The organism is Pseudomonas sp. N-1-13, assembly GCF_057787095.1.
The window spans coordinates 5836271-5856000 of sequence record NZ_JBYNRI010000001.1 but is presented as its reverse complement, the minus strand read 5'-3'; the positions used below and the strand labels follow the sequence as shown (position 1 = coordinate 5856000).

The 19730-nt window shown below is 61.6% G+C and carries 14 protein-coding genes; 12 read left to right on the top strand and 2 right to left on the bottom strand.

Annotated features, from left to right (window positions below; all coding sequences use genetic code 11):
• The first annotated feature begins 61 nt into the window (after positions 1-61).
• The 7 genes from AC3I65_RS26110 (at position 62) to AC3I65_RS26080 (ending at position 9184) form a co-directional block, all read left to right on the top strand.
• Complete coding sequence (locus tag AC3I65_RS26110) at positions 62-1657, top strand: glycosyltransferase (RefSeq protein ID WP_488524289.1); 1596 nt, start codon at positions 62-64, stop codon at positions 1655-1657.
• A complete protein-coding gene (locus AC3I65_RS26105; protein WP_076383178.1) occupies positions 1651-2943 on the top strand; it encodes a glycosyltransferase in 1293 nt (430 codons plus the stop codon). Before AC3I65_RS26110 ends, AC3I65_RS26105 begins: the two co-directional genes overlap by 7 nt.
• Positions 2940-3815 carry a class I SAM-dependent methyltransferase gene (locus tag AC3I65_RS26100; protein WP_076383179.1) on the top strand — a complete coding sequence of 292 codons (876 nt, stop codon included), beginning with the start codon at positions 2940-2942 and terminating at the stop codon, positions 3813-3815. The genes AC3I65_RS26105 and AC3I65_RS26100 overlap by 4 nt, the downstream gene beginning before the upstream one ends.
• A complete protein-coding gene (locus AC3I65_RS26095; protein ID WP_076383180.1) occupies positions 3812-4966 on the top strand; it encodes an acyltransferase family protein in 1155 nt (384 codons plus the stop codon). The genes AC3I65_RS26100 and AC3I65_RS26095 overlap by 4 nt, the downstream gene beginning before the upstream one ends.
• On the top strand, positions 4960-5775 hold the full coding sequence (locus tag AC3I65_RS26090; RefSeq protein WP_488524288.1) for a class I SAM-dependent methyltransferase: 816 nt from the start codon (positions 4960-4962) through the stop codon (positions 5773-5775). The genes AC3I65_RS26095 and AC3I65_RS26090 overlap by 7 nt, the downstream gene beginning before the upstream one ends.
• A 78-nt stretch (positions 5776-5853) precedes the next feature.
• On the top strand, positions 5854-7047 hold the full coding sequence (locus AC3I65_RS26085; RefSeq protein WP_076383182.1) for a DUF3142 domain-containing protein: 1194 nt from the start codon (positions 5854-5856) through the stop codon (positions 7045-7047).
• Positions 7034-9184 carry a hypothetical protein gene (locus AC3I65_RS26080; protein WP_488524287.1) on the top strand — a complete coding sequence of 717 codons (2151 nt, stop codon included), beginning with the start codon at positions 7034-7036 and terminating at the stop codon, positions 9182-9184. The genes AC3I65_RS26085 and AC3I65_RS26080 overlap by 14 nt, the downstream gene beginning before the upstream one ends.
• A 68-nt stretch (positions 9185-9252) precedes the next feature.
• On the opposite strand, the gene lpdA is transcribed toward AC3I65_RS26080, so the two are convergent.
• Complete coding sequence (gene lpdA / locus AC3I65_RS26075; RefSeq protein ID WP_488524286.1) at positions 9253-10653, bottom strand: dihydrolipoyl dehydrogenase; 1401 nt, start codon at positions 10651-10653, stop codon at positions 9253-9255.
• Positions 10654-10819: 166 nt separating this feature from the next.
• On the opposite strand from lpdA, the gene hflK (AC3I65_RS26070) reads away from it, so the two are divergent.
• The 5 genes from hflK (AC3I65_RS26070) to cfaB all read left to right on the top strand — a co-directional run bounded on the left by hflK (AC3I65_RS26070) (position 10820) and on the right by cfaB (position 18144).
• Positions 10820-12781 carry a protease modulator HflK gene (gene hflK / locus AC3I65_RS26070; protein ID WP_488524285.1) on the top strand — a complete coding sequence of 654 codons (1962 nt, stop codon included), beginning with the start codon at positions 10820-10822 and terminating at the stop codon, positions 12779-12781.
• Positions 12778-13815 carry a protease modulator HflC gene (hflC, locus tag AC3I65_RS26065; protein ID WP_488524284.1) on the top strand — a complete coding sequence of 346 codons (1038 nt, stop codon included), beginning with the start codon at positions 12778-12780 and terminating at the stop codon, positions 13813-13815. Before hflK (AC3I65_RS26070) ends, hflC begins: the two co-directional genes overlap by 4 nt.
• Entirely contained in the window at positions 13812-14864 is a 1053-nt protein-coding gene (hflK, locus tag AC3I65_RS26060) for a protease modulator HflK (protein WP_488524283.1), read from the top strand. Before hflC ends, hflK (AC3I65_RS26060) begins: the two co-directional genes overlap by 4 nt.
• A complete protein-coding gene (locus AC3I65_RS26055; RefSeq protein ID WP_488524282.1) occupies positions 14861-16804 on the top strand; it encodes a cation-translocating P-type ATPase in 1944 nt (647 codons plus the stop codon). The genes hflK (AC3I65_RS26060) and AC3I65_RS26055 overlap by 4 nt, the downstream gene beginning before the upstream one ends.
• 152 nt (positions 16805-16956) lie before the next feature.
• The gene (cfaB, locus tag AC3I65_RS26050) at positions 16957-18144 is read left to right on the top strand and encodes a C17 cyclopropane fatty acid synthase CfaB (RefSeq protein WP_047226679.1); all 1188 of its coding nucleotides are present in this window, start codon (positions 16957-16959) and stop codon (positions 18142-18144) included.
• 15 nt (positions 18145-18159) lie between these two features.
• On the opposite strand, the gene cls is transcribed toward cfaB, so the two are convergent.
• Positions 18160-19599: a cardiolipin synthase gene (gene cls / locus AC3I65_RS26045; protein ID WP_047226680.1), complete on the bottom strand. Its 1440-nt coding sequence runs from the start codon at positions 19597-19599 to the stop codon at positions 18160-18162.
• Positions 19600-19730 lie beyond the last annotated feature (131 nt).

The following is a 19730-nucleotide window of genomic DNA, read 5'->3' as shown; positions in this document are numbered from 1 at the left end:
GTTCGTGAGTCGACCGTCATGAGGTGGAGTCGCCGGGATGGCCGCTCCATGATGGGATGCCATGAATTTCATTCTTTACTCGGACGTAAACGATCACTCCATCAGCCAGAGCCTCGGCCGCCCTGAGTACAGTTATTACTTCGTGCTCAAGGCTTATCGCCCCGTGCTGGAAAGCCTGGGCCGGGTGCATGTGGTGTCATCGGTCGCCGAGGTCGATCCGCTCTATCAAACGTTGCAGCAGGCGGGGCAGGACTGTCTGTTTCTCTCGTTTTCACCTCCCCACAAGACGCCCGTCGATCTGTTGTGCCCCATGGTCTGCGTGGTGGCCTGGGAGTTCGACTCGATCCCGGCCGAGCACTGGGATGACGACCTGCGCCATGACTGGAGCCGCACGCTGGCGCGCCATGGCCGGGTGATTACCCTGTCCAGCCACACGGCCGAGGCGATCCGTCGTACGTTGGGCGAGGATTTCCCGGTGCTGGTCTTGCCCACGCCGCTGTGGGAACGCTTCGCTGCGGTTCGTGAGCAATATCCCATCACACCGGTCAATCCGGGCACGCTCTTGCAGATCAAGGGCTGCATCATCGACAGCCGCCCCCTTGGGCTGTCGGCAGATGGCTTGATCGCTCCGCTTGCCGAAGGGGCATCGGGGAGGGCGTCCAGCGAACCTACGGCCCTGACGTGGCGGCGCCGCGCTTTCATCTCCCGGCATTACCTGCGCGAAGTGCTGCGCGCCTTGACCGCAAAGGCTACCCAAGGGCCGTTGTGGCTGATCAAGCACAATCTGTTGTGCTGGTATCGCGAAGCGGTTCGCGACCTGGTGCCAGTGCCGGTGCGCATTTTGGTGAGCCGACTGATGAGAGGCCCGACGCGGCCTGTGCCAGGTGTCGTCGAGTCCACTCCAGAGTCGGCGTCACCGGAACATCCCCAAGCGGTGCTGCCGGATACCCATCGGGTGGTGGAAACCCAAGTCAGCGGGGTGGTCTATGTCAGCGTGTTCAACCCCGATGACGGTCGCAAGAACTGGCATCACTTGATCACGGCATTTTGTTGGGCGCTGCGAGACGTCGAGGACGCCACGCTGGTGCTGAAAATGACCCAGAACGACCTGTCGACCTACTACGTCGAGTTGCTCACGCTGCTGTCCCAGCTATCGCCGTTCAGCTGTCGGGTAGTGGTGATGCATGGCTATCTGGAGGACGAGCAATTCGCCCGGTTGTACGGTGCGGCGAGTTTTTACGTCAATGCTTCGCGCTGCGAAGGCTTGTGCCTGCCGCTGATGGAGTTCATGTCTTGCGCGCGCCCGGCCATCGCGCCGGACCACACGGCGATGCGTGACTACATCGATAGCGAGGTGGCCTTTATCGTCAAATCCAGCCATGAACCCACCATCTGGCCGGAAGATTCGCGCATTTTGTACCGCACCCTGCGCCATCGGCCCGACTGGGGATCGCTGAAACTTGCTTACCAGCAGAGCTACGCCATGGCCCGGCATCAGCCGCAGGCCTACCAGGCCATGGCGGTGGCGGCGAATGAGCGCATGCGTCGCTATTGCGGTTTTACCCCGGTGCAGCAGCGCCTGGTGGATTTCCTGGCCCCGCAAGGCCGTGCCGAGAATGCGCCGCTGCTGGCCCAGGTGAGTTCCACATCATGCTGATCATCGTTTATTCGGAAACCAATCAGAGCAACATTCTGGCGAACCTCGGCAAACCCGAATACAGCTATTACTTCGTGCTCAAGGAGTTTCGCCCAGTACTGGAGCGGCTAGGACACGTCATTGAAGTGACCCGGCCGGAAGAAGAAGTCGATCAGCTATATGCCGATTGCCTGGGGCGCGGCGAGGATTGTGTCTTCCTGTCCTTTTCCCCGCCCCATCGCACAGATGCCCACTACGCCTGCCCGACGATTCCCGTCTTCGCCTGGGAGTTCAGCACCATCCCAACCGAAAGCTGGCAGGGTGAGCCGCGGCACGACTGGCGGGTGGTCCTTGGCGCGACCGGCATGGCGATTACCCATTCCAGCTTCACCGTCCACGCCGTGCGGGAGGTAATGGGGGCGGACTTCCCCATCGTCGCCATTGCCGCTCCGGTATGGGACCGGTTTTACACGCGCGGTGCGATGCTGGCCCAGCGACCTACGGTCGATCACATGCGACTGCAGTTGCGCGGGCTGTTGATCGACAGCCGCACCGTCGACCTGCGGCCCTACGGCCCGCCAGTGCACCAGGCCGGTACGGCGCTGGTTTTTGATGCGCCGGCCCAGGATTGCGAGCTGCTTCTGGACGGAGTGGTGTATACGTCGGTCTTCAACCCTTACGATGGACGCAAGAACTGGAAGGACATGATAAGCGCATTTTGCGCGACGTTCCGCGACGTTCCTGACGCAACGCTGGTACTCAAGCTGACCCACCACGACGTCACCGCCGCTCTCAACGACATGCTGCACCATGTCTACAAGAACCAGTCATACCGTTGCCGCATCGTGCTGATCCACGGTTACCTGGCGGACGCGGACTACGAGCGGTTGGTGGAGGCCACTCGCTATGTGGTCAACTGCTCTTGCGGCGAAGGCCAATGCTTGCCCCTGATGGAGTTCATGTCCTGCGGCCGGCCGGCGATTGCACCCGTGAACACGGCGATGGCCGATTACATCGACCACGACAATGCCTTCGTCGTCGAGTGCACCGAGGAACTGACTGCCTGGCCCCACGACCCGCGTGCAGCGTTTCGAACCCTGCGCTATGTCACCGATTGGGACTCGCTGTGCTCGGCCTATCGCGCCAGCTACGACGTGGCCAAAAACGACCCCGAGCGTTATCGCCGCATGTCGGCCCATGCCGTGCGCAGTCTGGAAACGTTCTGCAGCCAGGCCAACGCCGAGCAGCGTCTGCGGGTGTTTTTTGAACAGGTATTGGAGCGTCGCCGGAACGCGCAGCAGCCATGATCGGGCGGTTGCTGGCGTGGCTCAGGCCGCCCGTCGTACCTGCCGCGCCGCCATCGACTGGCGCCGTGTCGCCCCGTGACGTGGGCCTCTACGATGCAATGCTCGACGGCTGGTTTCTCAACGACAGCGGCGAGCTGCTCAAAGGCTTTGCTATCACCGCCCAGGACACCTTGTTGGACGTTGGTTGCGGGGAGGGCGTGGCGACCTTGTTTGCAGTACGCCAAGGCGCTTCAGTGATTTTTACCGACAGCGAGCACGACAAGGTGCGCAGCCTGGCCCGTCAGGTCGAGGCCCAGACCCGCGCGCCGTTTCTGGGTCTGGTCAGCAATAGCCTGCCGCTGCCGCTGGCCGATGGCTGCGCTGACAAAATCGTGTGCATGGAAGTGCTCGAGCATGTCGACCAACCCGAGCCGTTCATGGCCGAACTGGTGCGCATGGGTCGGCCAGGGGCGCAGTACCTGCTCAGCGTGCCGGCCCCGGTGGGTGAGCATTTACAGCAGGGCATCGCACCGCCGGGTTACTTCCAGTCTCCCAACCATGTGCAGATTTTCAGTGCCGAACGATTCGCTGCATTGGTGGAGGACGCGGGGCTGGTCATCGAGCATCGCCAGGCCAGCGGCTTTTTCTGGGTCATGGGCATGATTTTTTTCTGGGCCAGTGAACGCGCGGCCGGACGAGCCCTCGAGGGGGCGGTGCGTGACCGGATCCAGGCGCCTTACCCGCCGCTGATGGAGAGCTGGGCGAGTCTCTGGCAGGGCGTGCTGACACGACCCGATGGCCTGGCGATCAAGCAGGTCCTCGATCAATTCATGCCCAAGAGCCAGGTCATCATTGCCCGCAAACCTGATCCTGCCACCCGGAGCTCAGCATGAGCAGCAAGCGAATCATGGACATCGAGTTGTTGCGCGCCGTTGCGGTGATGGGCGTGTTGTTTCATCACGTACAAGGCATGCCGTTTCCCGGCGGATGGCCGCGTCTGTCGGCTCTTTCCGGTAGCTTCCAACTATGGTGGGGCGTGGATCTGTTCTTCGCGATATCGGGCTTTGTCATTGGCCGCAGTCTGATCCCGCAACTGCGCGGTTGTGACAATTCTCGGCAGTTCTGGGCCACCGCCCGCGAATTCTGGATTCGCCGGGCGTTTCGCCTGCTGCCGTCGGCGTGGCTCTGGTTGCTGCTGATGCTGCTGGCTGCGTTGTTTTTTAATCGTTCCGGTGCGTTTGGCAGTGTGCAAGCCAACGTACAGGCGACCCTGGCCGGTTTTCTGCAATTCGCCAATTTGCGTTTTGCTGATGCATTCATGCGGTATGAATATGGTGCGAGCTTTGTTTACTGGACGCTCTCGCTGGAAGAGCAGTTCTATTTGATTCTGCCGCTGCTGGTGTTCGTCTCGCGCCGGTATCTGGTCTGGGTGTTGCTGGCGGTGGTGCTGGTACAGTTTTTCACCTGGCGTGCGGTATGGCTCTCGGTGATCCGCACCGACGCCCTGGCCCTCGGCGTGCTGCTGTCGATCTGGAGCTTGCGGCACGGGTACGGGCGGTTCGAGCCCAAGTGGCTGCGCTGGCCCGGAGCGGGGATGTTGCTGATCGTCGTTTTGGGGGGCGTGATGGCGTGGATTGCCACTGAACACTTCAATCTGTCGTTCTACCGTCTTGGGGTCATCGCGCTGCTCAGTGCCGTGCTGGTATGGGTGGCCTCCTATGACCGGGACTATCTCCTGCCCCGCAGCCCTTTGAAAACCGCGTTGACCTGGGTTGGCAGCCGCTCCTACGGGATTTATCTGATCCACATCCCGGTGTTTTTCCTGCTGCGCGAGCTGTGGTTTCGTTTCGCCCCGTTGGAGTCGCCGGACATGGCGAGTGATCCCTGGCTGGCCCTTGCCTGTGCCTTGACGCTGATCGGGCTGTTGAGCGAACTCAACTACCGGATGGTTGAAATGCCCATGCGCCAGCGCGGAGCTCAACTGGTTGAACGCCTGCGTGCCGCCCGTCCCGTCCTTCCCGTCTCTGGAGCCCCTTCATGCTGAGCCTTTTGAAGAAACTCACCACGGGTACGCCCGCGCCCGCAACACCAGCGGCCGACAAGGTCGATCCCTATATGCTCGGGCTGCACGATGCGATGCTCAGCGGCTGGTTCAATCAGCAAACCGGAGAGCTGTTCAGCGGTTTCCCGGTTGCGCCTGAGGACATATTGCTGGACGTTGGCTGCGGCGACGGTGGCAACGTGCATTTTTGTGGCATGCGCGGGGCGAAGATCATCATCGCCGACATCGACGCGGCCAAGGTCGAGGCCACCCGCCAGCGCTTGAGCGACACTCCGGCGCGTGACGTCGAATGCCATGTGACCGACTGCAACCCGCTGCCCATTGCCGATGGTACGGTCACCCGCGTGGTGTCCACGGAAGTCATTGAGCATGTCGACGACCCGGCGCAGTTTCTCGCCGAGCTGGTCCGGGTCGGCCGGCCCGGCGCGCTGTACCTGTTGAGCGTGCCGCACCCCAGCTCCGAAGATCTGCAAAAAGACATCGCCGCGCCGGAGTATTTCCAGAAGCCCAACCACATTCGCATCATCAGTGAAGAGCAGTTCAAGGCGATGGCCAGCGAGGCCGGGCTGGAGGTGTTGAGCCACAGCCAGTACGGTTTCTACTGGTCGATGTGGATGCTGTTGTTCTGGGAAGCGAAAGTCGATTTCAGCAATGCCGACCACCCGTTGCTCAACCATTGGGCCGACACCTGGCAAGCGGTGCTCAATTCGCCACGCGGCGCGCAGATCAAGCAGGCGCTGGACGCGGTGGTGGCCAAGAGTCAGGTGATTATTGCGCGTAAGCCTGGATGACAGGGACTGAGGATGAATTCATTTGTGGCTGGCGCGGGAGGGGTTAATCTGCCAGCCTTTTTTGGGTGCTGAAACTCCATGGCTTTTCTTTTCCGGCTATCGCTGATCCTTGCCGCAGTGCTGTTAAGCGGCTGTGAACAGTCCCCGCCACCGGCTCTCGATCAACAACTCTATGTCTGGCAGCGCCAGTGGACGCCGGCTCACGTGCCGGCGCTGCAACAAAGCCACAGGGATTTTTCCAGCCTGCGCATTCTTGCCTTGCAGGCCTTTCCCCAGGCCGGCTGGAGCCGCGCGCGGATCGATGCGCAACTGCTCAAGGCTGACGGTCGACCGCTGATCGCAGTGATACGCCTGGACGGTCAGCTCAAATTTCTGGATCAGGACGATGTGATCGCGCAGATCCAGCAGCTGCTGAGCGACTGGCAAGCGCAAGGCCTGGCCCCAGTAGGGATCGAGATCGACCACGACGCCGGTAGTGCGCGACTGCCTGCCTATGGCGCATTTTTGAACCGCTTGCGGCAAGCCCTGCCCGCCACGCTGGGGCTGAGCATCACGGCATTACCTGCCTGGCTCGACAGCCCTGCGTTGCCAGGGCTGCTGCGGACGGTGGACAGCAGCGTGTTGCAGGTCCATGCGGTCAGTGATCCCCGGCAGGGGCTGTTCGACCCGAAACAGGCTTTGCGCTGGGCCGAACGCTGGAGCGGTGTTACCACGCGACCGTTCTATCTGGCCCTGCCAGCCTACGGCATGGCGCTGTTGACTCAGGACAGTGGTGTGCCGGTGGTTGAAAGTGAAGTGCCGATCGATCAAGGCGGCGAACGTCGTGAGCTGCTGGCCGACCCGCAGCAAGTGGCCGGGCTGGTGACAGAACTGCGGGCCGACCCGCCGACACATCTGGCCGGGCTGATCTGGTTTCGCCTGCCGCTGGCGGATGACCGACGTGCCTGGAGTTTGACCACCCTCGGTGCCGTTGCGCGGGGAGACCGCCTGGATAGTCGCCTGGCCTTGCGTGTGCGTGAACAGGACGGGCTTTACGATATTGAGTTGGTTAACCAGGGCAATCTCGACAGCCCCTGGCCCCAACGCCTGACCTTGGTCGTTGGCGCCTGCGACGGTGCCGATGCGCTGGCGGGGTACACGTTGCAACAAACTCCCGGACTGCTTACCTTCACCCGCATTCAGGAAGGCCGCCTGGCCGCCGGCGCCCAGCGTGCCGTTGGCTGGGCGCGCTGTACGAAAATTGACCAAGGAGGTTTCAATGTTCACCCGTAAGTGGCCCAGTCGTCTGCTCTGTCTGAGCCTCAGCCTGCCGTTGGGCCAGGTGCTGGCCTGCGGACCGGATTTCCCGATGCGCCTGCTGGATAACCGCAGCCAATCGCTGGCGGATCTGCCCGAAGGCAGCTTTCGCTTCGAGATCAGTCGCCTCGGCCACGCCATAGCCGGGCTCAAGTCGGCCTCCGATGCGACGGCCAACCCGGATCAGCGTTATGGTGATGTGCCTGCCTACGTCGAACAACGCAACAAGGCCGAACGGCTTGGCCTGACCCCGCCGCAGCAAGCGGTGGTGGAGCGGGTGCGGGCGCTGACCGACGTTCAGCAGGTCACCACCGAAGCGGCGAATCTGCCTGCCGAACTGCGGCTGTACGCGATCGGCGCGGCAGCCTTCAACGCCGGCGAGCATGCGCTGGCGGTCGATTCGTTCCGTCAGTTACTCGCGTTGCCATCGCATGAGCGCCGGTTGCGCAGCACATGGGCCGCGTATTCCCTGGGACGGGCCTTGTTCGCCATGAGCAGCGAGGCGGGCAGCGGTGAACCGGCCGTATTGCTGGAGCAGGCTCAAGAGGCGTTCCGTCAGGCTCGTCAGTTGAGCATCAGTGGCTTCAGCGACCCGTTGGAGCTGGGTGTCGCCAGCCTCGGCGAAGAAGCCCGGGTTGCCTACACCCGTGACGATTGGAACAGTGCCATTGAACTCTACGCCAGCCAGAACCTGCTGGGCTCCGAGGTCGGCTACAGTTCGTTGAAACAATTGGTCGGTGACCTGAGCGAGCTGCCGGACGAGCAGTTGATGCGCCAGCTCAAAGGCAAAGCAGTGCAGCAACTGCTCACCGCTTCGTTGCTCAGCCGTATCGGTTGGTCATTCGGTGAGCAACCGGCCGGCGAGAAGCGGCTGGTCAAGTTGCTGCAAGCCAGCACCCGTGACAGTCTCGATAATGCCGATCGTCTGGCGGCGGTGAATTATCAGCAAGGCGATTATGCCGCCGCCAAGGCGTTCCTGGAAAAGGCCGGGGATAGCGGGCTGGCCTGGTGGCTGCGGGCCAAACTGGCGGTGCGCGAGGGTGACAAAGGCGCCGCGGCGGCGGCCTATGCCAAAGCCGCCCAGGCGTTTCCCAAAGACGAGTCGTGGGGCGAGCGACGCACGCCGGATTGGAATTACGAGTCCGTGCAACCCAAGTGCCGGGTCGAAGGCGAAAGCGCGATCCTGGCCTTGCAACGGGGCGATTACCTTCAAGCCTTCGATCAGCTCTACCGCAGCCAGAGCATTTATTGGTATGACGCCGCTACGGTCGCTGAGCGGGTGCTGACCGTCGACGAGCTCAAGCAGTACGTCGATGCTCAAGTCCCGGCGGTGCCGCCGTTGAGCCAGCAGGATCGCGACAATTACGTGCAACTGCCGGTGGCCGCGAACCTGCGCAATCTGCTGGGGCGTCGCTTGCTGCGAGAAGGACGTTACGACGAGGCGCCGGACTACTTCGACAACGTCGAGCTACAGAACCAGGCCCGAGCGTATGGGCAGTTGCGCCAGGAGGCCGAGTCCAGGTGGTGGCCCACTCGACGGGCCGAGGCGTATTTCAATGCATCCTGGTTCGCGCGTACCCACGGTATGGAACTGCTCGGTTACGAGATGGCGCCGGACTACGCCACCTTTGGCGGCAACTATAGCCTTGAACCCGCCGACCTGAAGGTTGGACCGCTGATCAGCGAAGGCGAGTGGCAACGCCAGCAGGCCAGCGCCGCGCAACCGGACGCGCGTTATCATTACCGTTTTGTCGCCACGGCGTTGGCGAGCCAGGCGGCCGACAACCTGCCCCATACCAGCCATGCGTTTGCGGCGGTGCTGTGCGCCGCGGTGGGGTACAACTCCAACCTGGCGGAGCAACGTGCGTTGTATCAACGTTATGTGCAGCACGGCCCTTACGTGGAGTGGGCCTGGGATTTTGGCCGCCACTGCCCTTATCCTGATTTTCGTAACGCGGACAAACGCTACGTTACCCAGGCGCTGGAGCCGATTCGTTCGGTGTTACGGCCCTATAAGGTTTGGCTGCAAATAGCCGGTGGCCTGCTGGTGGTGGCGCTGGGGCTGGGATTGATCAGCCGTCGCCAGCGCAAGGCCCGGATTTCGGCTCGTTAAGCTTTGTAGACATCCAGATACGCGGGGAGCAAGCCTTGCTCCCAGCGTGTTGTGGATAAGTTCACGCATTACATCTGTGTCGCCATCCCTTCGACATTCATCGCCGCCTTGCGCAAGGCTTCCGAGCGGGTAGGGTGCGGATGGCAAGTCAGCGCGATGTCCTGGGCTGAGGCGCTGAACTCCATGGCGACGCAGTATTCCCCGATCATCTCGCTGACGCTTGGCCCCACTAGGTGTACGCCGAGGATTTCATCGGTCCGTTCATCGGCCAGTACTTTGGCGAAACCTTCGGTCTCGTGGTTGATCTTCGCCCGGCTGTTGGCCGTGAACGGAAACTTCCCGACCTTGTAGGCGCGGCCTTCAGCCTTGAGCTGTTCTTCGGTCTTGCCGACGCTGGCCAGTTCTGGACGGGTGTAGATAACGTTGGGGATCAGGTCATAGTTGACCTCGCCGGCCTTGCCGACGATCTGTTCGATGCAGGCCATGGCCTCGTCTTCCGCCTTGTGGGCCAGCATCGGACCGGATGTCACGTCGCCGATCACCCACACGCCGGGCGCTTCGGTGCGGTGGCCCTTGTTGGCGAGCAGGCCGCGTTTGTCGGTGCTGAGGCCGACGTTCTCAAGCCCCAGCCCCTGGGTATACGGCCGACGGCCAATGGCGACCAGCACATAATCCGCATCCAAGAGCTGCGTCTCGCCGCCCGCTGCAGGCTCAACCTGCAATTGCACGCCGCTGGCCGAAGACGTGGCGCCGGTGACTTTGGAGCTCAGTTTGAACTGGATGCCTTGTTTGCCCAGGGCCCGTTGCAAGGTCTTGCCGGCCTCGCCATCCACGCCAGGACAGACGCGATCGAGGTATTCCACCACCGTGACCTCAGCGCCCAGACGCCGCCAGACCGAACCCAATTCGAGGCCGATGACGCCTGCGCCGATCACCACCAGATGACGCGGCACTTCACTCAAGGACAATGCACCGGTGGAGTCGAGGATGCGCTGGTTATCGATCGCCACACCCGGCAGGGGAGTGGGCTCGGAACCGGTGGCGATGACGATGTCCTTGGCGCTCAGTGTGGTCTTGCCGCCGTCTTCACCAGTGACCGTCACTTTGCCGGGCCCGTCGATGTGGCCCCAGCCCTTGATCCATTCGACCTTGTTCTTGCGAAACAGGAACTCGATACCCTTGGTCAGGCCTGCCACGCTCTCGTCCTTCTGCTTCATCATTTGAGCGAGGTTGAGGGTGGGGCTGACTTCGATGCCCAGATTGGCGAATGGCGTTCCCATGGCCGCTTCGTACAGCTCCGAGGCGTGGAGCAATGCTTTGGAGGGCATGCAACCGACGTTCAGGCAGGTGCCGCCCAAGGTGGCTCGGCCCTCGACACAGGCGGCCTTCAAGCCCAACTGTCCGGCGCGAATCGCCGCGTTATACCCACCGGGGCCACCGCCCAGAATGATCACGTCGTAGTTGCTCATGGCGCTTCTCCCGCTCGGCTTGAGAAAAATTATGATCGTAATATGTGCGTTCTCGAATATCTCGGTCAAGGGCCAGGGTCGAGAATTTGCGAGTAGGTGCTCAAACATAAATTTCACAAGAGTCGTTATAAGGTAACGATATGTAACAGAGCCGCGTCGGGGTGGTATGCAAATCGATCTTGATGTCGAGGGGGCAGAGGTAGCCCAGTTGCCGCGGTTCCAGCAGGCGCTCTTTCAGGGGCGTCGTTTGAGGCGGATCGCCTTCGGGTTGGGTGGCGTAGCGGGCATGGGCCTGGTGGTGGCGTTTTTCATCGGGTTGTTCTCGCCGCAGTCGATGTGGCCGCCGCTGCTGGTCAGTCAGAGTGCCGGAGTATGGGTGCTGGTGGCGGGTCTGCAATCGGCCTGGTGGATCACCCAGTGGCGGGGCAGGGCGTTGATGCCGGTTATGGATATCCCGGTTTCTAAAACCCCGCCGGTGGATGACCATGGCTGGTATGAGCGCCTGCTGGATCGAATCAGTGTCCGTTGGATCGCCCTGCTCAAGCACATCGGCGGCCCCACATTGTGGCTGCTCGGTTGGGCACTCCTGGTGCTGTTCAGTCTGGAGCAAACCTGGAACCTGGAATTACCTGCGACCGAGCTCGGCGTGTCGGCCAGTGTGGGAGCGGTGCTCTCTTTGCTGCTGGCGTTCGGGTTGTTGGTGTTGGAGCGTCAGTGGGTCCAGCAATCCCCTCAGCAATGGCCGGAGGCCCAGGCGCTGGCTCAACTGACCCGGGTGGCGATTGTCGTACTGGTGCTGGGCGCCTTGTGCGTGCTGTTCGCCGCACAAACGTCCATCTGGCCGGTGCGCCTGGCCGTGCTGATGGGGGTGCTGCCGGCTCTGGTGGCGGCGGAATTGTTACTGCGCGCATTGCTGTCGTTGTTCAGCCCGCGCCGGGATTCCCTGGAGCCATCATTGCTGGGCCGAAGCGTCGTCGCCGACCTGTTGCGCTGGCCACCACGGCCGTTGTCGGCGCTGCAACATGAGCTGCACAGCCATTTCGGGATCGACTTGCGTCAGATCTGGGCGTTCAGCTACATGCGTCGCGCCTTTTTGCCGGTGGTGGCGCTAGTGTCCTTGGTGGGGTGGCTGCTGACTGGTGTGCATGAGGTTGCGTTGCAAGGGCGGGGCATCTACGAGCGCTTTGGTAAACCGGTGGAAGTATTCGGCCCTGGCCTGCAAGTCGGCTTGCCGTGGCCGTTGGGCAGGGTGTTGAACGTCGAGAACGGCGTCGTGCATGAACTGGCCACCAGCGTCGGCGGCAACCGGATGGTTACCGAGGCTGATTCAGTGGAAGGACCGGCACCCGCGGCTGCCAATCGATTGTGGGACGCCGGTCATGTGAACGAAAAATCCCAAGTCATTGCCAGCCGCCGAGCCGACCAGCAGAGCTTCCAGATCGTCAACATGGACGTACGTTTTGTCTATCGCATCGGCCTTACCGACGCGGCGGCACTGGCGGCCACCTACAACAGTGCCGATGTGCCCGCGCTGATCGGCAGCACCGCCAGCCGCGTCCTGGTGCATGAGTTCGCCTCGCGGACGCTCGATGGTTTGCTGGGTGTCGATCGGATCAGTCTGGCGGATGAAATCGGCCGTGCAGTACAGGCTGACTTGCAGAGGCTCGACAGCGGTGTGGAAATTCTGGCAACGGTGGTCGAAGCGATTCATCCGCCGGCCGGCGCCGCCAATGCCTATCACGGCGTGCAAGCGGCGCAGATTGGCGCCCAGGCCCTGATCGCCCGGGAGCGTGGTGCCGCAGCGCAGCAGACTAACCAGGCGCAGTTGCAAGCCAGCATCATCCATGACCAGGCTCAAGCCACCGCCCGAGAAATCAATGCGACCGCCCAAGCCGCCGACTTGCGCTTCAACGCCGAACGCCAAGCCTACGCAACGGCTGGCCATGCTTTTGTGCTGGAGCAATATCTCAGCCAGCTAAGCCAGGGACTTGGCAATGCAAAGCTGCTGATTCTCGATCATCGCCTGGGGGCTGGGAGCAACGCGCCCACCCTCGATTTGCGTACGTTCACGCTGCCGGCGGATCCCGCCTCGCCGCCTAACCCGGTCCAGCCAGGAGCTGCCCATTGAGCCAGTCTTCTTCACATGATCACCATGATCATCCCGGTCACGCTCATGCCGGCCACCACCATCACCACGGGCATCATCACCATCATGACGATCCACATGTGGCCGGCCCGTTTCCTTGGGGCCGGGTGGGCTGGGCGGCGCTGCTGGTGGCGTTTGCTATCGCTGCCTCCAGCCTGGTGCAAGTGCGCTCGGGAGAGGCGACGGTCATTACCCGTTTCGGCAATCCGGCGCGGGTGCTGCTGCAACCAGGTTTGAACTGGCACTGGCCGGCACCGTTCGAAGCGGCGATCCCGGTGGACCTGCGATTACGCACCACCTCCAGCGGGCTTCAGGACGTGGGTACCCGCGACGGATTGCGGATCATTGTTCAGGCCTACGTGGCGTGGCAGGTGCAGGGTGACCCGCAAAACGTTCAGCGCTTTATGCGTGCGGTGCAGAATCAACCGGATGAAGCTGCACGGCAGATTCGCACGTTCGTTGGTTCAGCCTTGGAAACCACCGCCGCCAGTTTTGATTTGGCCAGCCTGGTCAACACCGATGCCAGCCAAGTGCGCATCGCCGATTTTGAAGCTCATTTGCGGCAGCAGATTGATCAACAATTGCTCAGCACCTACGGCGTTCGGGTGCTGCAAGTTGGCATCGAGCGCTTGACCTTACCGTCGGTGACGCTGACTGCGACGGTGGATCGCATGCGCGCTGAGCGTGAAACCATTGCTACTGAGCGCACCGCCATTGGTAAGCGTGAAGCGGCGCAGATTCGTTCTGCCGCAGAGCGTGATGCGAGGATTCTTCAGGCCGATGCAAAGGTGAAAGCGGCTGAGATCGAGGCGCAGTCCCGTGTTGAAGCTGCCGGGATCTATAGCAAGGCATACGCCGGGTCCCCCCAGCTCTACAACCTTCTGCGCTCGCTGGACACCTTGGGAACAATTGTTTCCCCGGGTACGAAACTGATTTTGCGCACCGACGCCGCACCGTTTCGCGCCTTGGTAGAGGGCCCACCATCCGTGGAACGTTTAGGTGGAACACGGCCATGAGTTTGGTTCCACGTGGAACAAATACCTCCGTCAGCCCCTGGATTCAGGCCGGACGGCTAGCCTTTCTGGCGCTCTATGCCGTCACGGTTTTAGCCGCGCTGGCCTGGGCATTTTCAAATGTGCGACAGATTGATCCGCAGAGTCGTGCAGTGATCCTGCGTTTCGGCGCCCTGGATCGAGTCCAGAATGCCGGCCTTTTGCTTGCTTGGCCTCGTCCGGTGGAACACGTGATCTTGCTGCCGGCGGCGGATCGGGTCCTGGAGCGGCGGGTTGAAAACCTGCTGCGTTCGGATGCGGCTTTGCAGGCTGACCGCGTCGCCAGTTTTGCCTCACCGGTCAGCGATGCGCTGGCCGGTTCTGGCTATCTATTGACCGGTGACGCGGGAGTGGTGCAGTTGGATGTGCGGGTGTTCTACAAAGTCAGCGAGCCCTATGCCTTCGTTGTACAGGGCGAGCATGTGTTGCCGGCGCTGGACCGGTTGGTCACCCGCAGCGCCATAAGTCTTACTGCAGCTCGGGACCTGGATACGATTCTCGTGGCTCGCCCCGAATTGATCGGCCGCGATAACCAAGCGGCCGAGAGCCGTGAACGCTTGCGCAGTGATCTGCTCCAGGGCATCAATCGACGCTTGGCCGATCTTGCCGCGACAGGGCAGGGGCTAGGGATCGAGGTGGTGCGCGTCGATGTGCAATCGAACCTCCCGGGCCCTGCGGTGAGTGCGTTCAATGCGGTACTGACCGCTAGCCAGCAGGCGGACCAAGCCGTGGCGAACGCCCGCACCGAAGCCGAGAAACTGACCCAGACCGCCCGCGAGGACGCCGACCGTGCCCTTCAGATTGCCCATGCTCAGGCCAGTGAACGGCTCGCCAAAGCCTCGGCTGACATCGCTACGGTCCTCAGCCTGGCGAAGACTCAGGAGAGCGATCCTCAGATGTTGCTACGCCTTTATCGCGAACGTATACCCGGCATTCTTCGCCAGGCCGGTTCGGTGACAACGGTCGATCCGCAAGACGATTCCCGCCTGATCATTCAGGGAGCTGAGCAATGAACGCCGAAACCCTCACCGCGTCCATGTTGTCTTCCAGCGAACAGCGTACGGTTGCGCGGCAACTGACGCTGGCGATGATTGCCCTCGGTCTGCTCGCGTTGGGTCTGGTATGGCGCGGGTGGGCGCCGGAGCAGAACGCTGTCAGCCAACTACTGTGGGGGGCGGCCTCCGTGTTGGTGGCTGTACCGGTGATGCGTTCGGCCTGGTACAGCTTGCGATATCCGAGCCTGCATGGCGTCACCGATCAACTGATTGCCCTGGCCATGCTCGGCGCTTGGGCCACGGGGGATTTGCTGACGGCTGCGCTGTTGCCGATCATCATGACCTTCGGTCACGTGCTGGAGGAGCGCAGCGTCCTCGGTTCCCAGGAAGCCATCGATGCCCTCGCCCAACTGACCCGAAGCCAGGGGCGCAAGGTTCAGGCCGACGGCTCGATAATCGAAGTCGACAACGCCACGCTCCGACCCGGCGATGTGGTGGAAGTGCGCGCCGGTGATCGGGTGCCGGTGGATGGCCGGGTCCTGTCTGGCCAGGCCAGTCTCGACACCGCGCCCATTACGGGTGAGGCGGTGCCGTTGGAGGCGCTGGTGGGCACTGAGGTTTTTGGGGGCGCGATCAACCTCGATGGCCTGCTACGCCTGGAAGTGACTCGCACGGGGGATGAGTCGACGCTGGGCAGAGTCATTGCCCTGATGCAAAACGCCGAGCGTTCCAAGCCGCCCATCACCCGGTTGCTTGAACGGTACGCCGCCAGCTATCTGGTGCTGGTGTTGCTGTTGGCGGCGGTGACCTGGTTCGTTACAAACGACGCCCAGGCGATGCTGGCGGTGTTGGTGGCAGCGTGTCCTTGCTCACTGGTCCTGTCAGCTCCGGCGACGGCGGTTGCCGGCATCGCAGTCGCGGCGCGTCATGGAATCCTGATCCGTAGTGCGGCCTTCCTGGAGGAACTGGCGGACCTGACCTCGCTGGTCGTCGACAAAACGGGCACGCTCACCCACGGCATCCTTCGCCTGCAATCCATCGACAGCGTCCGCGAGCATGAATCCTTTCTGCTGCCATTGGCCGCCAGCCTCGGTTCGGCCAGCAGCCATCCGGTCAGTCGTGCGTTGGCTGGGTTGGTGGCGCCGGAAAAATATCTGCCGCTGACCGAAATCCACGAACACCAAGGGTTGGGTGTGGTGGCGATGACCGACCAAGGTGAGGCGGCTCTTGGTCGGGCTGAGTTGTTCGCCCGGTTGGGGATCGAGACTTCGCCGATCCCTGACCATGACGGACCTATTGCCGGCCTGGCCTTGGGGGGAACGTTCATCGCCTGGCTGTTGTTGGCCGACAGCACCAAGCCGGAAGCGCGCCAGGCCATGGCTGAGTTGCGGGCGCTGGGCCTGGGGCGCCAGTTGTTGCTGACCGGGGACCGCCAGAGCGTAGCCAACAGACTGGCGCGGGAAATCGGTATTGGCGAAGTGCAGGCTCACGCTTTGCCTGAAGACAAACTTAAACGGGTCATGGCCGAGATCGACCACGGCTTGCGACCCATGGTGGTGGGGGATGGCATCAATGATTCCCTGGCGCTCAAGGCCGGAGTAGTGGGCATAGCGATGGGGGCGGGTGGCTCGGACATCGCGCTTGCGTCGGCGGACATTGTATTGATCGGCAGTGACCTGCGCCGCCTCGGCACCTGCGTGCGCCTGAGTCGTCGATGCAGGCGCACGTTGCAGGTCAACGTGATCATCGGGTTGGGCTGGACGCTGGCGATCATCGCTTTCGCCGCATTCGGTTGGCTTGGCGCGGCTGGGGCGATGATCGCGGCATTGCTGCATAACGTGAGCACGTTGCTGGTCTTGGGTAATGCCGGGCGTCTTTTGCGGTTTCAGGAACCACTGTTGAAAATCGAGACCCTCGACCAAAGGGGAATTTCGGCGAACTGTAGGCCATACTCATAGTCAGCTACGCAGAGGGTGTACCCCTTCAGGGAGTTACTGGTTAGAACAGTAGATGTGGAAGGCGATAGAAAAAGGCTATAAATTCGATAGCCTGCTATTTTTCTAGGATGGTCTACCCTCATTTCAGTCGTCTGAAACAAGGGGGATATCTCATGCTCGCGCAACTTCCACCGGCCTTACAGAATCTGCATTTACCGCTTCGGCTGCGGCTCTGGGACGGCCATGAGTTTACGTTGGGTGCCGACCCCAGCGTCACGATCGTGGTCAAGGACCCACAAATGGTCGCGCAATTCACCCACCCCAGTCTGAACGCGCTGGGTGCGGCGTTTGTAGAAGGCAAGCTGGAACTCGAAGGTTCGATCAACGAAGTCATTCGCGTCTGTGATGAACTGAGTCAGGCGCTGATGGAAGACGATGGCGCGAATCAACCCGTGCGTTCAGTTCACGACAAGGAAACCGACGCCAAGGCGATTTCCTATCATTACGACCTTTCCAACGCGTTCTATCAGCTGTGGCTCGACAGCGACATGGCTTATTCCTGTGCCTATTTCGAGACCGGTAGCGAAACCCTCGAACAAGCCCAGCAAGCCAAATTCCGCCATCTGTGTCGCAAACTGCGTCTGCAACCCGGTGATTATCTGCTGGATGTGGGGTGCGGATGGGGTGGTTTGGCCCGTTACGCTGCCCGGGAATTCGGCGCCAGGGTCTTCGGCATTACCCTCAGCCAGGCGCAACTGACCCTCGCTCGGGAACGGGTCAAGGCGCAGGGGTTGGAGGATCAAGTGGAGTTGCAGTTGCTCGACTATCGGGACCTGCCCCAGGACGGTCGCTTCGACAAGGTGGTCAGCGTCGGCATGTTCGAGCATGTCGGTCATGCCAATCTCCAGCAGTACTGCAAAACGCTTTTCGGCGCGGTTCGCGAGGGTGGCTTGGTGATGAACCATGGCATCACCGCCAAGCACACTGATGGCCGCCCGGTCGGACGTGGCGCGGGCGAGTTCATTGAGAAGTATGTGTTCCCCAATGGCGAGCTGCCGCACCTGTCGATGATTTCCGCCCAGATCAGCGAAGCGGGGTTGGAGATTGTCGATGTGGAAAGCCTGCGCATGCATTACGCCCGCACGCTCGATCATTGGAGTGAGCGGCTGGAAGACAACCTTGAGGCCGCCGCCAAAGAAGTGCCGGAGCAAGCGCTGCGGATCTGGCGGCTTTATCTGGCCGGATGCGCCTACGCATTCGCCAAGGGGTGGATCAACCTGCACCAGATCCTGGCGGTGAAGACGCACGCCGATGGCAGCCATGAATTGCCCTGGACTCGCGACGACATCTATACCCCTTGATCAGATGTGTGCCACTTAGAGTATCGGGGAAATAAGCCGGGCGATCCGCATGCCGATCTTCTGCAGGCGGTGGGTCTCCCGGCTTTCCTGTTTGTCTATTTCCAGCGCTTGGGCGAAGTCGTCCTCGAGCATCTGCTCGACCTGAGTGGCGAACGAAATATCCACGGTCAGTAGCATCACCTCGAAGTTGAGCCGGAACGAACGATTGTCCAGGTTGGCGCTGCCGATGGCGCTGATTTCCCGGTCAATCAGCACGACTTTCTGGTGCAGGAAGCCCGGCTCATAACGAAACACCCGCACGCCGGCCCGTACGGCTTCGAACGCGTACAGGCTCGACGCCGCGTAGACGACCTTATGGTCCGGGCGTGAGGGCAGCAAGATGCGCACGTCTACCCCGCGCAATACCGCCAGGCGCAACGCAGCGAATACCGCTTCATCAGGAATGAAGTACGGCGTGGTGATCCAGACACGTTCGCTGGCCGCATGGATCGCTTCGACAAAAAACAGTGAACAGGTTTCGTACGCGTCGGCCGGGCCGCTGGCCAGCAACTGGCAGAGTACGCCATCATCCGGGTACGCGTCCGGCAGGATGAGCGGCGGCAATGAGCGGGCCGCCCAGAACCAGTCTTCAGCAAACGACTCTTGCATGCTCGCCACGACGGGCCCGCGTACTTCCACATGGGTATCGCGCCATGGCGCCAAGGGCGGCTTTTCACCCATGTACTCATCGCCCACGTTATGGCCGCCAACGAAACCCAAGACGCCGTCCACCGCGACGATTTTGCGATGGTTGCGAAAATTGACCTGGAATCGGTTGAGCCAGCCGCTACGGGTGGCGAAGGCTTTGACATGGACCCCGCCATCACGCAAAGCCTGGACGTAGCGGTGGGGCAGGGAATGGCTGCCAATGCGGTCATACAGCAGATACACCGCAACACCTTCGGCGGCTTTCTTCAGGAGCAGCGTTTTTAGACGTTGACCGAGGCGGTCGTCGTGGATGATGAAAAACTGAATCAGCACGGCTTCCCGGGCACTCTCAATGGCCTCGAAAATCGCCTCGAATGTGGCGAAGCCATTGATGAGCAAGCGCACCTGGTTGTTCGCCAGGCACGGCGTGCGGCCCAGCTTGGGCATCGCCCGTAACGAGGCGTAGGCCTCAGAGGCGCGGGCGGCGAGGGCTTCTTCGACCCATGGCCGCCAGTTCAGCTCGGAAACCGCTTTGCGCATTTCTTCGTTGGCTTGCCGGCGCGCCTTGATATAGCCGTCGAACGTGCTCCGGCCGAAAACCAGATAGGGAATCAATGTCAGGTAGGGGATAAATACCAACGACAGGGCCCAGGCGATGGAACCCTGAGCGGTGCGCACCGTAAGCACCGCGTGAACGGCGGCGATGGAACCCAGAGTGTGAAGCAGTGCGATCAGGTAACCGAAAACATGCGGGCCGAAGTAATCCATGGGGCAGCCTTGCTCCTGAAGTTTCAATGCTTAACAGACCATGTTCCACGACGGATGTCGCTAATTAATTCACTCCTGCCGAGCCTGAACCGAAGCCTGTGGGAGACGTCTAACGGCCACCTGTCCTCTGG